The following is a 14,639-nucleotide window of genomic DNA, read 5'->3' as shown; positions in this document are numbered from 1 at the left end:
CCGCCGCCGTACACGCTGGACAGGATCGCGATGATCACGCCGGCGAGCGTCAGGATGCCGACCACCCAGGCCATCGCGATCGCCAGGCGGCGCCGCCGGAAGCGCGCGGCGTTGATGGCGATGCCCAGGCACACGAGGATCGCGATCGCGTACAGCGAGATGCCGAGGGTCAGCAAGGCGGCCGAGCTCGACGAACTCGCGGCGAGGGTCTCGGTCGCGATCGGGAGTGGGGCGTGCGCATCTGAGGCCAGTACCCGGGTGGACATGTCCACGAGTACATCACCACCGGAAGCGTGATCCGTATCCGGCCGGGCGTCCCCCTGTCGGCGCGACCAAGCGCTTGCTAGGTTGATCCCGTCGATCCGGGCCGTTCGCCCGGCGCGGTTGAGGAGGATGTGTGGACGACGTCACGGGCAAGGTCTTCGTGGTGACCGGCGCGGCGAACGGGATCGGGCGCTGTGTCGCGATCGACCTCGTCTCCCGCGGTGCGACGGTGGTCGGCGCGGACATCAACGAGGTCGGGCTGGCGGAGACGGGACACCTCGTCGCCGACCCCGACCGCTTCCGGTTCCACGTTCTCGACATCGCCGACCGCGAGTCCGTGCAGCAGTTCCCCGACCTCGTCCTCGCCGACACCGGACACGTCGACGGGCTGTTCAACATCGCCGGGATCCCGCAGGACACCCAGCCGATCGCCGAGGTCTCCGACGATCGCATCGACCTGATCACCCGGGTCAACTACTTCGGGACCGTCTGGCTCACCCGGGCCTTCCTCCCGCACCTGGAGAAGCGGCCGGACGGCGGCGTCGTGCTCATCACCTCGAGCCTGTCCGGTCTCGCGCCGTTCCCCGGCGCGGCGTTCTACGGCGCCAGCAAGGCCGCGGTGGCGTTCTTCGGCTACGGCCTCGCGCAGGATCTCCGCGGCCGGAAGTCGAAGGTGACCGTCACGACCGTCCTGCCGGGCACGATCTGGACCGACCTCGTGCGGCAGACGTCGAAGTCGCTCGGAACCCCGGAGGCGCTTGCGAAGAACTTCGCGATGGCGCCGGAGAAGGCCGCGAGCAAGATCATCGACGCGGCCCTGTCCGGTCGGGTGCGCGCGGTGATCGGCAAGGACGCGCACGTGTTCAACGGCGCGCGCCGGCTCAGTTCGCGATTGAGCGAGCGGATGGCCTACGCCCAGGTCGGGCGGTTCGTCTATCGCAGGTCTTAGGCGAGCCGCACCACCGGCGCTGGTGCCCCCAGTCGGACTCGAACCGACACTGTGCCGATTTTAAGTCGGCTGCCTCTGCCAATTGGGCTATGGGGGCCGGGGTTCGTCGCGTCGTCCGACCGTCCTCGGAGAGCATAGTCATCAGCGTCGTAAGCCATCGGCGAGCATTGACGCCCGTAACTTACGGTTGATAACTTAACGCTGTAAAGTCGAACGACGGGGGGCGCAGCATGGTTCGATCGACACGACTCATCATCTCCATGCCGAAGCGGGTGCTGCTCGGTGCCTTCGTCCTCCTGGTGCTCGCCGGGGCCTATGGCGCGGGCGCCGCGGACAAACTCCTGGCCGGCGGCTACAGCGATCCCGACTCGGCGTCGGCGCAGGCCGAGGAGATCCTCGACGAGACCTTCGACCGGGGTGGCCTGCAGGTCGTGCTGAAGCTCGACGGGCCCGACGGCGTCGACATCTCCCGCGATCCGACGGCGAGATCGGTGGCAGACGCGATCACCGCCGAACTCGGGGCAGACGACGACGTGCAGGACCAGATCCTCTCGGTCTGGACGCAACCCACCCTCGATTCCGCGCTCGTCAGCCGCGACCGGACGTCGGCGCTGATCATCGCGTCCATCGAGGGCGGCGAGGACGCCGCGCCGGGACGCGCCGCCGAGATCGCCGAGACCTTCACCGGCGAGCGCGACGGGATCGACATCCGGGTCGGTGGTCAGGCGCTGGTCTACTCGCAGGTCAACGAGCAGACCTCGTCGGATCTCCTGCTCGCCGAGGCGATCGCCATCCCGATCACCTTCATCGTCCTGATCTTCGTCTTCGGCGGTCTCGTCGCCGCCGCGATCCCGGTCGGCATCGGCATCGTGTCGATCGTTCTCACCATCGCGCTGCTGCGCGTCATCGGTTCGCTGACCGATGTCTCGGTGTTCGCGTTGAACCTGACCACTGCGATGGGTCTCGCGCTCGCGATCGACTACACGCTGCTCCTGTTGACCCGTTATCGCGAGGAGGTCGGCCGGGGATCGTCGCGGCCCGACGCCATCGTGCGCACCCTCGCCACCGCCGGACGGACCGTCGCGTTCTCGGCGGTGACGGTCGCGCTGTCGCTGAGTGCGCTCGCTCTGTTCCCGCAGTACTTCCTGCGGTCGTTCGCCTACGCCGGGCTCGGCGTCGTGGTCCTCGCCGCGCTCGCCGCCCTCGTCGTCACCCCGGCCGTTCTGATGGTCCTGGGCGACCGCATCGACTCCCTCGACGCGCGCAGGCCGCTGCGGCGGCTGCTCCGGTTGCCGTCGCCGCAGGACAAAGAACCCGAGGACACCTGGTGGTACCGCCTCGTGCGGTGGGTGATGCGGCATGCGCTGCCCGTCGCGACCGCGGTGATCGTCTTCCTGCTCGTCCTCGGCGCACCGTTCCTGTCCCTGAAGATGGGCTTCCCCGACGACCGGGTGCTCCCGGGGTCGGCGAGCGCACGTCAGATCCAGGACGAGATCCGCCAGGATTTCGACGACGACCTGTCCTCGGCGGTCACCGTCGTCATGCGCGGTCCGATCGACCCCGGCGAGCTGGCCGCCTACACCCGGCAGCTGTCGGAGATCGACGACGTCAACTCCGCGGGCTCGTCGGCCGGCGTCTTCGTCTCGGGCGGGCAGGTCGCGCCGGGCAGTCCCGACGACACCCGCGGCGACACCCACGTCCTCAGCATCTCCACCGACCGCGCGGTGATGAGCGAGGGCGCGATCGAACAGCTCGACGCCATGCGGGCCCTGCCGGTGCCGGTGGGAACCGAGGTCTGGTTCACCGGCCTCACCGCGGTCACCGACGACACCGTCGACTCCATCTACGCGCACCTGCCGTGGGTCCTCGGGCTGATCGCGGTCGCCACGTTCATCCTGCTGTTCCTCTTCACCGGCAGCGTCGTGCTCCCGCTGAAGGCGCTCGTCCTGAACATCCTGTCGCTGTCGGCGACCTTCGGCGCGATGGTGTGGTTCTTCCAGGAGGGCCACCTCGGTGGTCTGGGCACCACCGCCACCGGGACGCTCAACGCGACCATGCCGGTGCTGCTGTTCTGCGTCGCCTTCGGACTCTCGATGGACTACGAGGTGTTCCTGCTCGGCCGCATCCGCGAGGAGTGGCTGCACTCCGGACGCACTCGCGCCGACAACGACCACGCGGTGGCGCTGGGCCTGGCGCGCACGGGCAAGGTCATCACCGCCGCCGCGCTGCTGATGAGCATCGTGTTCGCCGCGATCGCCGCCTCCGAGGTGTCGTTCATGCGTATGTTCGGGGTGGGGCTGACGCTTGCGGTCCTGATGGACGCGACCCTGGTCCGGATGTTCCTGGTCCCCGCGTTCATGCGCCTGGCCGGACGCGCCAACTGGTGGGCCCCGGCCCCGCTGCGGAAGCTCCACGATCGCTTCGGACTGTCCGAGGAGATGCCCGAACACCTGTCGGCAACCCCGGGAGAACGCGCAGGCACAGGAGAACGGTGAGGACACACAGACGGGCGAGGTCGCCGCGTGGCGCCGGCGAGATCCTCGCCGAGGAGATCATCGAGGCGGCCGGCGAGTTGCTCGTCGAGAACGGCGACGACTCGGCGATGTCGATCCGCGCCGTCGCGACCCGCGTCGGGGTCACGCCACCGTCGATCTACCTGCACTTCGCCGACAAGGACGCACTTCTCGACGCGGTGTGCGCCCGCTACTTCGAGCGGCTCGACGACGAGCTCGACGCTGCCGGCGCCGACGTCGACGACCCGCTCGAACGGGTGTTGCGCCTCGGGCTCGCCTACGTCCGCTTCGCGCTGGCCACCCCGGCGCTGTACCGGGTGGCCTTCCGCAACCGCGCCGAGGGGTCGGCGCCGTCGAAGGTCGACGAGGTGCTGGCCGCGAGTGCCCACACCCGATTCGTCGGCACGGTCGCCGAACTCGCCGAGGAAGGCCTGTTCCGTCCCGAGGAGGTCGAGGACGTCGTCCTGGAGTTGTGGGCGGCGGCCCACGGCGTGGTGTCGCTGATGATGGCCAAGGGCGGTCTCGACTGGGGTGACGATCTCGAGCGGGCCGAATCGGTGCTGAAGGCGGTGTGCCTCGGGCGGGCGCTGCTGACGCGCCGGCCCGGGTGCGCCGACCTCCACGTGGCCCGGGATTGGCTGCGTGACCTGCCCGCCGACATCCCGCCGACGCAGGACAACGACAACTCGGTCAAGGGCCGGTAAAGTCGGATTCGACACGGTCGACTCGACAACCCACCTGGAACTCGCCGGGTCGGCGAGACGTTGAGTGGATGTAATCCGAACCCATTGAAGGAGCGCTTGGTGCGAGAGAGCAGCAATCCGGTGATGCGCGGCGTGGTCCGCGACAATCAGCCCGGATACGCGGGATTCGGGGCCGGCATGGCCGGCGCCGGCGCCGCGATGAACCAGTTCGGTCAGCAGACCGATCCCTACGCACAGCCGGCACCCCCCACCACCCGCCAGCTGACCATCGACGACGTGGTCACCAAGACCGCGATGACCCTCGGCGTCCTGACGATCACGGCCATCGCGGCCTACTTCGCCATCGCCAGCCGGGATACCGAGTCCGCGCAGGCCGCGATGGCGATGCCGCTGATGCTGGTCGGCGCCATCGGCGGTCTGGTCCTCGTCCTCATCGCGTCGTTCGGACGCAAGCAGGACAACCCGGCGATCGTCCTGGCCTACGCGGCCCTGGAGGGTCTGTTCGTCGGCTCCATCTCGTTCGTCTTCGGCAACTGGGCCGTCGCCGGCGACGTCTCGGCCGGAGCGCTGATCGGCCAGGCGGTGCTGGGAACGTTCGGCGTGTTCTTCGGCATGCTGTTCGTGTACAAGATCGGCGCCATCCGCGTCACGCCGCGGTTCACCCGCATGCTCTTCGCCGGCATGATCGGCGTCCTCGTCCTCATGGTCGGCAACCTGCTGCTGAGCCTCTTCGGCGTCTCGACCCCGCTGCGCGACGGCGGTCCGATCGCGATCATCTTCTCGCTGGTCTGCATCGCGCTCGCCGCGTTCAGTTTCCTCCTGGACTTCGACGCCGCGGATCGCCTGATCCGCGCCGGCGCCCCCGACCGTGCGGCCTGGGGCATCGCACTCGGCCTGACCGTCACCCTGGTCTGGCTGTACGTCGAGATCCTCCGACTCCTCAGCTACTTCAACCAGGACTAGCGGTCCGGTAGCCAGAACCGACACCGCCGGCGCGGTCGTCCCCTTCCGGGGCGGCCGCGCCGGCGCTTTTCGTCCCGGAAACGGTCCCAAATGTTGCAGCTGCAACAAAACGCGCGAACATGTGGGACACGGTGACGAATTCTCGGCAGAAACGTCCCGCGAACGGTGGGATCGTGCAGAAATGGTGTTCTTTCTGAGTCAGTTCGCGCTGATGATCGTCGGCGCCGTCGTGCACATCCTGGTGGACCGGTCGGCGCGTCGCCGCACCACCGGCCGCGTGGCAGAACTCGTCCTGCTCTGGGTCCTCGTCCCGGCAGGCGTCTTCGGCATCCTGGGCGGCATCGGGCACGTCGGGCCCAATGCCGCGGAGGTCGCCAAGGAGATCGGTCCGGACTTCGTCCCCGGCATGTTCCAGTGGGAACTGGGCTGGAACGACATCGCGGTCGGCATCCTCTGCGTCCTGACCTTCCTGGTCCGCAACCGCGGCGGCTGGCTCGACGCGGCGGTCTGGGCGTTGGCGGTCAGCTACGGCGGCGACCTCGCCGGGCACATCTCGCAGTACTACATCCACGACAACCACGCCACGAACAACGCGTGGGCGATCCCCGTCGAGATCTACATCGTCGGAGTGGCCGTGATCGCGTGGGCGATCCACCGAAAGACAACCCCCCGTCGCGAATCGATCCTGGGACCGAATGCGACGAGGGGTGTCGAAGAGGGAGTCGTGGCTCCTACCGGGTGATGCTCCGCGCGGGCGTCAGTTGAGGCGCTCGAGGATCATCGCCATACCCTGACCGCCGCCGACGCACATCGACTCGATGCCGAACGTCTTGTCGTGGGTGCGGAGGTTGTTGAGCAGGGTCGTGGTGATGCGGGCGCCGGTCATGCCGAACGGGTGACCGAGCGCGATCGCACCGCCGGACACGTTCAGCTTGTCGTGGTCGATGCCGAGTTCGTTCGCCGAGCCGAGCACCTGAACGGCGAACGCCTCGTTGATCTCGAAGAGATCGATGTCCGACAGCGACATCCCGGCGACGCGGAGGACCTTGCGGATCGCCTCGATCGGGCCGAGGCCCATGATCTCCGGCGAGAGCCCGGTGGCCGCGGTCGCGACGACGCGCGCCAGCGGCGTCAGGCCGAGCTCCTTGGCCTTGGTGTCGCTCATGACGACCAACGCGGCGGCGCCGTCGTTGAGCGGGCACGCGTTACCCGCGGTGATGGTGCCGTCGGGCCGGAACACCGGCTTGAGCTGTGAGACCTTCTCGTAGGTGGTTCCCGCGCGTGGGCCGTCGTCGGTGGTCACCTTGGTGCCGTCGGGCAGCGTGACCGGGTCGATCTCGCGCTCGAAGAAGCCGGACTTGATCGCCTCCTCGGCGCGGTTCTGGCTCAGCACGCCCCAGCGGTCCTGGTCCTCGCGGGAGATGCCGGTGAGGGTGGCGACGTTCTCGGCCGTCTGGCCCATCGCGATGTAGACGTCGGGCAGGAGGCCGTCCTGGCGCGGATCGTGCCAGACGCCGGCGCCGCCCTGGGCGGCCTGCTCGGTGCGCGCCTGCGCGTCGTCGAAGAGCGGGTTCTTGGAGTTGGGGGCACCGTCGGCGCCGCCGGAGATGCCGAAGCTCGAGACGCTCTCGACGCCGCCGGAGATGATGACGTCGGCCTCGCCGGCCTTGATCGCGTGCATGGCCATTCGGGTGGTCTGCAGCGACGACGAGCAGTACCGGTTCACCGTCACGCCGGGGACGTGGTCGTAGCCGAGTTCGACGGCGATCACGCGGGCGATGTTGTAGGCGCCCTGGCCGCCGGGTTGTCCGATGCCCCAGTGGATGTCCTCGATGTCGGCCGGGTCGAGTTCCGGGACCTTCGTGAGGGCGGCGGCCACCATCTGGCGCGAGAGTTCGTCCGGGCGGACGTCCTTCAGCGAGCCCTTGGCGGCGCGGCCGATCGGGGAGCGGGCGGTGGAGACGATCACTGCTTCAGCCATGCCCTCACGCTACTCCCACCCGACCAAGCACGTGCTTGGTCGGGTCCGAAGAGATTCACGTCACGCCGGGCGCAGGAGACGGCGGAGACCGGTGACCGCCTTGGGTTCCTCCACCGCCGCCGACTCCTCGGGCGGCTCCGGCAACGGCGCGGAACCCCACTCGCCGATCGCGTCGAGGACCGGCGGGAGGAGGATGTCGGCGGCGAGCGCGTAGCCCGCCGCGGACGGGTGGTATTGGTCGGGCGAGAGCATGTACTCGCTCTTGGCGCGGAACTCCGCGGCCAGCAGGTCGGCCAGGGGGACGGGGTGACCGCCCGCCCCGCGGACCGCCGACCGCTGTGCCGCGGCGAGTCGGAGTCCCCACTGCCGCAGGACCGTCCGCAGCGGCTGCGGTATCGCGGTGATGACCCCGAAGTCGGGGCAGGTGCCGACGACGACCTTCGCGCCGCCGCCGACGAGCAGGCGGACCGCCTCGCCGAGGCGGCGTGCCGACGCGCGGATGCCGTTGCGCGAGGTCACGTCGTTCGCGCCGATCAGGATGATCGCGACGTCCGGGCGCTCGCGGGCGATGAACATCGCGTCGATCTGGGCGGCGAGCCCCTTGGAGGTCGCGCCCACGATCGCCTTGTTGGCGTAGCGCACCGTCTTGCCCGTCGCGGCGGCGACCCGACGGGCCACCTGTACGCCGGGTGTCTCGTCGGCGGAGTCGACGCCGAGCCCGGCGGCCGTCGAGTCGCCGAACACGGCGAGGAACAGATCGACGTGGGCGTCGCGGGTGTAGCGGGTGACCGAGCCGTCGGGGTGGTAGACGCCGTCGCCGTCGGGGGCGTTGTCGGTGCGGTGGGGGATCACCGTTCGGGCGGTCGCCGCCTGGGCGTTGAGGTAGTTCCACATGGCCCAACCGGCCCCGGCGCCGGCTGCCGTGGCGGCCGCCGTGGCGCCCACGTCGCGGCCGATGCGCGCCCAGAATCGGCCGTCGGTCACCACCTCGCGACTCAGACCCGACACGGCCACCAGTCTAGAGAAGCGGCCGGGTGTCGGGCGTCGGTTCGACTCTGGGACCATGGAGACATGCGCATCGCCAATCACGTCGTCGACCTGGTGGGCAACACCCCGCTGGTCAAGCTGAACTCCGTGACCAAACCCGGATCGGGCCTGGTCGCGGCCAAGGTGGAGTACCTCAATCCCGGTGGCAGCAGCAAGGACCGGATCGCGCTTCGCATGGTCGAGGCCGCCGAGAAGTCCGGCGAGCTGAAGCCCGGCGGGACGATCGTCGAGCCGACATCGGGCAACACCGGCGTCGGCCTCGCGCTGGTCGCGCAGCAGCGAGGGTACAAGTGCGTGTTCGTCTGCCCCGACAAGGTCGGCGAGGACAAGCGCAACGTGCTGCGCGCCTACGGCGCCGAGGTGGTCGTCTGCCCGACGGCCGTGCCCCCGGAGCATCCCGACAGCTACTACAGCGTCTCCGACCGTCTGGTGCGTGAGATCGAGGGCGCGTGGAAGCCCAACCAGTACGCCAATCCGGCCGGCCCGCAGAGTCACTACGAGACCACCGGCCCGGAGATCTGGCGCGACACCGAGGGCAAGGTCACGCACTTCGTCGCCGGCGTCGGCACCGGCGGCACCATCACCGGCACCGGCCGCTACCTCAAGGAGGTCTCGAACGGTGCGGTGAAGGTCGTCGGCGTCGACCCCGAGGGATCGGTCTACTCCGGCGGCACCGGACGCCCGTACCTCGTCGAGGGCGTCGGCGAGGACTTCTGGCCGGACGCCTACGACCCGAGCATCCCGGACGAGATCATCGCCGTCTCCGACGCCGACTCGTTCGACATGACCCGCCGCCTCGCCCGCGAGGAGGGCCTGCTGGTCGGCGGCTCGTGCGGCATGGCCGTGGTGGCCGCGCTGCAGGTCGCCGAGCGTGAGGGTCCCGACGCCGTCGTCGTCGTGCTGCTGCCCGACGGCGGTCGCGGCTACATGGGCAAGATCTTCAACGACAAATGGATGAGCAGCTACGGCTTCCTGCGCACGCCGCTCGATGCCAACACCAAGGAGCCGCTCGTCGGAGACGTGCTGCGCGACAAGACCGGTGAGCTGCCCGACCTGGTCCACACACATCCGCAGGAGACCCTGCGCGACGCCATCGAGATCATGCGCGAGTACGGCGTATCGCAGATGCCGGTCGTCGGCGCCGAGCCGCCGGTGATGGCCGGCGAGGTCGCCGGCGCGGTCACCGAGCGCGATCTGCTCAGCGCGGTCTTCGAGGGTCGCGCCAGCCTCGCCGACCCGGTCTCGGCCCACATGGGCGAGCCCTTCCCGCTGATCGGTTCCGGTGAGCCCATCAGCGCCGCCACCAAGGCCCTCGGCGACTGCGACGCACTGATGGTCGTCGAGGACGGCAAGCCCATCGGCGTCATCACGCGCCACGACCTGCTCGCGTACGTCTCGAGCCACCCGATCGTCGGATAGGAGCACCCCCACCGTGAGTGAACGACGCAGCGCCGCGGATTCGGTTCGCTGGCAGGGCTTCTCGACCCGCGCCATCCACGCCGGCTACGACCCGGACCCGCAGACCGGCGCGGTCAACGTGCCGATCTACGCGAGCTCGACCTTCGCCCAGGACGGCGTCGGCGGCCTGCGCGACGGCTTCGAGTACGCCCGCACCGGCAACCCGACCCGACGCGCACTCGAGGCCAACATCGCCGCGCTCGAGCACGGCACCTACGGTCGCGGCTTCGCCTCCGGCATGGCGGCCACCGACTGCCTGCTGCGCTCCGCCCTGCGACCCGGCGACCACCTCGTCATCCCGAACGACGCCTACGGCGGCACCTTCCGGCTCATCGACAAGGTGTTCACCCAGTGGGGTATCACCTACTCGGTGGCGCCGGTGACCGACGTCGACGCCGTGCGCGCGGCGATCCGCCCGGAGACCAAGCTCGTCTGGGTCGAGACGCCGACCAACCCGCTGCTCAACGTCGGCGACATCGAGGCGATCGCCGCCGTCGCCCACGAGGCCGGCGCGAAGCTGGTGGTGGACAACACCTTTGCCTCTCCGTACCTGCAGCAGCCGCTCTCGCTCGGCGCCGACGTGGTGCTGCACTCGACGACGAAGTACCTCGGCGGTCACTCCGATGTCGTCGGCGGTGCGCTGGTCACCGACAGCGAGGAGCTCGACGAGGCGTTCGCGTTCCTGCAGAACGGCGCGGGCGCGGTGCCCGGACCGTTCGACGGCTACCTGACGATGCGCGGCATCAAGACCCTCGCCGTGCGCATGGACCGCCATTGCGACAACGCCGAGAAGGTCGTCGAGTTCCTCAGCGGGCACGACAAGATCGAGAAGGTGCTGTACCCGGGGCTCGAGGACCATCCCGGTCACGCGGTCGCGGCCAAGCAGATGAAGCGCTTCGGCGGCATGGTGTCGGTCCTGGTGAAGGGCGGCATCGAGGACGCCAAGGCGTTCTGCGCGCGCACCGAGGTGTTCACGCTCGCCGAATCGCTGGGCGGCATCGAGTCCCTCATCGAGCACCCGGGCGCGATGACCCACGCGTCGACCGCGGGATCGCTCCTGGAGGTCCCCGCCAACCTCGTCCGCCTGTCGGTGGGCATCGAGGACATCGACGACATCCTGGGCGACCTGGAGAACGCACTGCGCTGATGCGCCGAGGTCGGCGGCATGACGCCCGGATCCGTGGATACTGGGCGTCATGCTGCTGACCGGAGCCGATGTCGAGAAGGCGGTCGCCGAACTGGCCGGGGTCATCCGGCGGACGCCGATGATCGCCTCCCGCGTGTTGTCGGAGCGCACCGGCGCCGACGTCTGGTTGAAGTGCGAGAACCTGCAGCGCACCGGGTCGTTCAAACCGCGGGGCGCCTATCTGCGGATCTCGCGACTCTCCGATTCCGAGCGGGCTCGCGGCGTGGTCGCGGCGAGTGCGGGCAACCACGCGCAGGGAGTCGCGTGGTCGGCGACCGAGCTCGGCATCGCCTCCCGCGTCTACATGCCCGAAGGCGCGTCGCTGCCCAAGATCGCGGCGACGAAAGCCTATGGTGCGGAGGTCATCCTGGCGGGTGAGACCGTCGACGACGCCCTCGTCGAGGCGCAGCGGCATGCGGACCGGACCGGAGCGGTCCTGATCCACCCGTTCGACCATCCCGACGTCGTCGCCGGGCAGTCCACGGTCGGTGCGGAGATCGTCGAACAACTCCCAGGCGTGTCCACCGTCGTCGTGCCGCTGGGCGGCGGTGGCCTGCTGGCCGGTGTCGCCGCCGCGATGCGGGCCTCGCGTCCGGACGTCGAGGTGATCGGGGTCCAGGCGGTCCAGGCCGCGGCGTGGCCCGCGTCGCTGGCAGCGAACCACCCGGTGCCGGCGGTGTCGATGAACACCGTTGCCGACGGCATCGCGGTCGCCAGGCCCGGCGACGTGCCGTTCGAACATGTCTCCGAGTACGTGGACCGGGTGGTCACCGTCAGCGAGGAGGAACTCAGCACGGCGCTGTTGTTGATGCTCGAGCGGGCCAAGATGGTGATCGAACCGGCGGGAGCCGCGGGCGTCGCCGCCACCGTCGGCGGTCTGCTCGACCTGTCCGGCACGGTGTGCGTCGTCTTGTCCGGCGGCAACATCGACCCCTTGCTGCTGCGGCATGTCATCACCCACGGACTCACCGCGGCCGGGCGGTTCCTGACCTTCACGGCCACCGTCTCCGACCGCCCGGGTGGATTGCTCGCCCTGCTGGAGTTGCTCCGTGACCAGGGCGCGAGCGTTCTCGACGTCGTGCACTCACGCGTCGCCGACGACCTCTACCTCGGCGAGGTGCAGGTGACCGTCAGCGTGGAGACGCGTGGACCCGACCACCAGCTGTCCGTGCGACGGGCGTTGGGGGACGCGGGTTTCCTGCGCGAGGATTCGCGCTGAGGTCGTGGACGGGGTCTTCCGCCTGATCGGCGATCGGGCCGTTACGTCGCCGACGGCAGATGCGCGAAGTACTTGAGTGTGTCCGCCTCGATCGTCTTGTACACCGTCGCCGACGCCGGGCCGGAAAACGCCGCGACCGCCTTGGACGTCGTGGGTAGTTCGAGGGCGAAGGTCCAGCGCAAGCGGCAGCCGACCTCCGCCGGATCGATCTGGGTGGCCTCTCCGAAGCGCCTCATGCCGGGGACGTTGGCGCTCTTCACGCGGAATGCGTTGTGGTACTTGCCGTTGTCGGCGTCTTCGGTCCAGTGGAAGAAGTCTTCCTCGAGTGTCACGTAACCCGGGCCGAGAACCGCTCTGCGCGTGGCGCCCGCGCCGTACGGCGGCGGCGAGGTGAACGTGATCGACTTGATCGCCCGGCACCAGTCGAGCGTCCCCTGACGGGTGAACTCGGCCCACGCCCGCGCGGGCGTCACCGGGAGTCTGACGTCGATCACGTGGCGCACGGGTGCGTCGTCGAAGAAGTCGAGGTCAAAGGATTCCAGGGCGTAGGTGCGTGCCATGGGCCCATTGAAACACCGGCACGACCGTCCCACAGGCGGTTCCGCGGACGGGCCCGCGTGCGGTCGCGGCGGCGGTTCCACCTCCCGTCCGTGATCCCGCCGGAGAGACCCATAGACGGAAAAGTGGAGAACCGATGGATATGGGACCAGGAATAGATTCGTCCGATCGGACGACAATAGGCCACGCCGTTTCTGTCATACCCCCGTGACATCTTCATGTGCAGACGCGGCCCACTTCCCGGGGCGCTCGAAGAGAAGGACGTGCGATGAATTTGTCATGGACAAGGAAATGGCCATGGGCGGCCGGCGTCCTGGCCGCATTCGTGGTGGCGATCGGGGTACTGGCCGGCACGGGCGGGGCCGGCCCCGAGTCGACGGCGGCTCCGTGGCCGGCGGAGGTGTCGCAGGTGACGGTGAAGCTCGCCTCGGAGCGGTCGAATGCCGTGGCCATGGCGCGGGACTACCTCGAGATCTCCGGTTTCTCCAGGTCAGGGCTGATCGATCAGCTCGAGTACGAAGGCTTCTCGACGTCGGACGCGACGGCGGCGGTGAACCAACTCGAAGCCGACGGCGAGGTCGACTGGTACGAGCAGGCGGCGCGGACGGCGCGGTCCTACCGCGAGATCTCGCCGTTCTCGCGGAAGGGCTTGATCGAACAGCTGGAGTACGAGGGTTTCACGTATCAGCAGGCCGTATACGGAGCCGACCACAGCTGAAATCTGATGTCGGCGTGCTGTCGATCATCGGATGTAATGTCCCGGAATTGAACGCAATGGTCCCGTTTTCGGGGTCGATTGGTTCGGCTGAAGGACATGAAGAATTGTCAGGGCCGTTGTGCAGAATGGTTCTCCAGGTCTGCACTAACAAAGGAAAGAAATGACCGAACCCCAGAATCCCCAGCCCGGGCAGCCGTTCCCGGGTCAGGTCCCGCAGCCGGGCCAGGCTCCCTATCCGGGCCAGCCCTACGGACAGCAGCCCCAGTACGGGGCACCCGGTCCGTACGGTGCACCGCCTGCCCAGCCGCCGGCCGCCCCGCCGAAGAAGAAAAAGAAGTGGCCGTGGATCCTCGGCATCCTCGTGGTGCTGATCGTGATCATCGCGGTGGCGACGAGTGGTGGCGGCGACGACTCCGACAACACCGCGTCGTCGAACAACTCGAGCTCGTCCGATCAGGGAGGCTCGGGCGGTGGGGAGTCCACGCCGGGCCTCAACACGCCGGTACGTGACGGCAAGTTCGAGTTCGTCGTCACCAACGTCGAGTCGGGACTGAAGTCGGTGGGTGAGAACGAGTTCCTCACCGAGGAGGCCCAGGGTCAGTTCGTGATCGTCACCATGACGGTCGAGAACACCAGCAAGGAGCCCAAGGACTTCTCGCCCACCTCCCAGAAGCTCGTCGACGCCGAGGGACGTGAATTCGAACCCGACACCTCCGCTCAGATCGCGCTGGGAGGCAGCGACATCCCGGTCTGGGACAACATCAACCCCGGTAACAAGGTCGAGGTCAAGCTCGTATACGACATGCCCGCCGACGCGAAGCCGGCCGGCATCGAGCTACACGATTCGATGTTCTCCAACGGCGTGAAGGTCAATCTCTCCTGACCTGACCCCGTCTACGACAGAGGCCCACCGGCCGAAAGGCGGGTTCTAACGGTGGTCGCAACACCCCGAGTTTCGGGAGGTTGCGACCACCGTGTCGTTTTCGGAGAAGACTGCGTCGTTGAAGGTTCGTTTCCTGGCGTTGATGGATGAGGTCGGGAGCGTGGCTGAGGTCGCGCGTCTGCTCGATGTCAATCGG

At 68.7% G+C, this 14,639-nt stretch carries 14 protein-coding genes and 1 tRNA gene; 10 read left to right on the top strand and 5 right to left on the bottom strand.

The window, feature by feature from the left end:
- Window positions 1–266 (bottom strand): hypothetical protein (locus tag GP2_RS18835; protein ID WP_083900285.1); only part of this gene is annotated, 266 nt, incomplete at its 3' end.
- 131 nt (window positions 267–397) lie between these two features.
- Between GP2_RS18835 and GP2_RS18830 the strand changes: the two genes are divergently transcribed.
- Window positions 398–1,213, top strand: coding sequence for an SDR family NAD(P)-dependent oxidoreductase (locus GP2_RS18830; RefSeq protein ID WP_006902182.1), 816 nt, complete (start codon window positions 398–400; stop codon window positions 1,211–1,213).
- Between the two features lie 20 nt (window positions 1,214–1,233).
- Here the strand turns inward: GP2_RS18830 and GP2_RS18825 are convergent.
- Window positions 1,234–1,310, bottom strand: a tRNA-Leu gene (locus GP2_RS18825).
- Window positions 1,311–1,443: 133 nt separating this feature from the next.
- Between GP2_RS18825 and GP2_RS18820 the strand changes: the two genes are divergently transcribed.
- From GP2_RS18820 to GP2_RS18805, 4 genes are all read left to right on the top strand, one after another.
- Window positions 1,444–3,708, top strand: coding sequence for an MMPL family transporter (locus tag GP2_RS18820; protein ID WP_040527465.1), 2,265 nt, complete (start codon window positions 1,444–1,446; stop codon window positions 3,706–3,708).
- Window positions 3,705–4,430, top strand: coding sequence for a TetR/AcrR family transcriptional regulator (locus tag GP2_RS18815; RefSeq protein WP_006902180.1), 726 nt, complete (start codon window positions 3,705–3,707; stop codon window positions 4,428–4,430). The genes GP2_RS18820 and GP2_RS18815 overlap by 4 nt, the downstream gene beginning before the upstream one ends.
- Before the next feature lie 99 nt (window positions 4,431–4,529).
- Window positions 4,530–5,393: a Bax inhibitor-1/YccA family protein gene (locus GP2_RS18810; protein WP_006902179.1), complete on the top strand. Its 864-nt coding sequence runs from the start codon at window positions 4,530–4,532 to the stop codon at window positions 5,391–5,393.
- A gap of 181 nt (window positions 5,394–5,574) precedes the next feature.
- Window positions 5,575–6,135 (top strand): DUF6790 family protein, encoded by a 561-nt coding sequence (locus tag GP2_RS18805; RefSeq protein WP_006902178.1) that lies wholly within the window; start codon window positions 5,575–5,577, stop codon window positions 6,133–6,135.
- A gap of 15 nt (window positions 6,136–6,150) precedes the next feature.
- Here GP2_RS18805 and GP2_RS18800 read toward each other — a convergent pair whose 3' ends face one another.
- Together GP2_RS18800 and GP2_RS18795 are read right to left on the bottom strand one after the other, a co-directional pair.
- A complete protein-coding gene (locus GP2_RS18800; RefSeq protein ID WP_006902177.1) occupies window positions 6,151–7,374 on the bottom strand; it encodes an acetyl-CoA C-acetyltransferase in 1,224 nt (407 codons plus the stop codon).
- A gap of 60 nt (window positions 7,375–7,434) precedes the next feature.
- A complete protein-coding gene (locus GP2_RS18795) occupies window positions 7,435–8,388 on the bottom strand; it encodes an SGNH/GDSL hydrolase family protein (RefSeq protein ID WP_006902176.1) in 954 nt (317 codons plus the stop codon).
- A 57-nt stretch (window positions 8,389–8,445) separates the two neighbouring features.
- Between GP2_RS18795 and GP2_RS18790 the strand changes: the two genes are divergently transcribed.
- Genes GP2_RS18790 through ilvA form a run of 3 tightly spaced genes read left to right on the top strand, consistent with a single transcriptional unit; the run spans window position 8,446 to window position 12,284 of the window.
- Complete coding sequence (locus GP2_RS18790) at window positions 8,446–9,840, top strand: cystathionine beta-synthase (protein WP_006902175.1); 1,395 nt, start codon at window positions 8,446–8,448, stop codon at window positions 9,838–9,840.
- Between the two features lie 13 nt (window positions 9,841–9,853).
- Window positions 9,854–11,026 carry a cystathionine gamma-synthase gene (locus tag GP2_RS18785; RefSeq protein WP_006902174.1) on the top strand — a complete coding sequence of 391 codons (1,173 nt, stop codon included), beginning with the start codon at window positions 9,854–9,856 and terminating at the stop codon, window positions 11,024–11,026.
- 49 nt (window positions 11,027–11,075) lie between these two features.
- The gene (ilvA, locus tag GP2_RS18780) at window positions 11,076–12,284 is read left to right on the top strand and encodes a threonine ammonia-lyase (protein WP_006902173.1); all 1,209 of its coding nucleotides are present in this window, start codon (window positions 11,076–11,078) and stop codon (window positions 12,282–12,284) included.
- A 41-nt stretch (window positions 12,285–12,325) separates the two neighbouring features.
- Here the strand turns inward: ilvA and GP2_RS18775 are convergent, their stop codons facing one another.
- Complete coding sequence (locus tag GP2_RS18775; protein ID WP_006902172.1) at window positions 12,326–12,844, bottom strand: SRPBCC family protein; 519 nt, start codon at window positions 12,842–12,844, stop codon at window positions 12,326–12,328.
- A gap of 266 nt (window positions 12,845–13,110) precedes the next feature.
- Here GP2_RS18775 and GP2_RS18770 point away from each other — a divergent pair, with 266 nt between their 5' ends.
- Together GP2_RS18770 and GP2_RS18765 are read left to right on the top strand one after the other, a co-directional pair.
- The gene (locus tag GP2_RS18770; RefSeq protein ID WP_006902171.1) at window positions 13,111–13,560 is read left to right on the top strand and encodes an Ltp family lipoprotein; all 450 of its coding nucleotides are present in this window, start codon (window positions 13,111–13,113) and stop codon (window positions 13,558–13,560) included.
- Between the two features lie 160 nt (window positions 13,561–13,720).
- Window positions 13,721–14,443 carry a DUF4352 domain-containing protein gene (locus GP2_RS18765; protein WP_006902170.1) on the top strand — a complete coding sequence of 241 codons (723 nt, stop codon included), beginning with the start codon at window positions 13,721–13,723 and terminating at the stop codon, window positions 14,441–14,443.
- Window positions 14,444–14,639 lie beyond the last annotated feature (196 nt).

This window comes from Gordonia paraffinivorans NBRC 108238, from assembly GCF_000344155.1.
Lineage (GTDB): Bacteria > Actinomycetota > Actinomycetes > Mycobacteriales > Mycobacteriaceae > Gordonia > Gordonia paraffinivorans.
Note: the sequence above shows the minus strand (reverse complement) of the source record. Positions and strands in the feature narration are given on the sequence as shown.

What these genes read in the sequence shown, in the direction of transcription:
- GP2_RS18805 (WP_006902178.1), top strand. Translation starts at nt 5,575, where the DNA reads ATGGTGTTCTTTCTGAGTCAGTTCGCGCTGATGATCGTCGGCGCCGTC.
- GP2_RS18765 (WP_006902170.1), top strand. Translation starts at nt 13,721, where the DNA reads ATGACCGAACCCCAGAATCCCCAGCCCGGGCAGCCGTTCCCGGGTCAG.
- GP2_RS18770 (WP_006902171.1), top strand. Translation starts at nt 13,111, where the DNA reads ATGAATTTGTCATGGACAAGGAAATGGCCATGGGCGGCCGGCGTCCTG.
- GP2_RS18775 (WP_006902172.1), bottom strand. Translation starts at nt 12,844, where the DNA reads ATGGCACGCACCTACGCCCTGGAATCCTTTGACCTCGACTTCTTCGAC.
- ilvA (WP_006902173.1), top strand. Translation starts at nt 11,076, where the DNA reads ATGCTGCTGACCGGAGCCGATGTCGAGAAGGCGGTCGCCGAACTGGCC.
- GP2_RS18790 (WP_006902175.1), top strand. Translation starts at nt 8,446, where the DNA reads ATGCGCATCGCCAATCACGTCGTCGACCTGGTGGGCAACACCCCGCTG.
- GP2_RS18800 (WP_006902177.1), bottom strand. Translation starts at nt 7,374, where the DNA reads ATGGCTGAAGCAGTGATCGTCTCCACCGCCCGCTCCCCGATCGGCCGC.
- GP2_RS18820 (WP_040527465.1), top strand. Translation starts at nt 1,444, where the DNA reads ATGGTTCGATCGACACGACTCATCATCTCCATGCCGAAGCGGGTGCTG.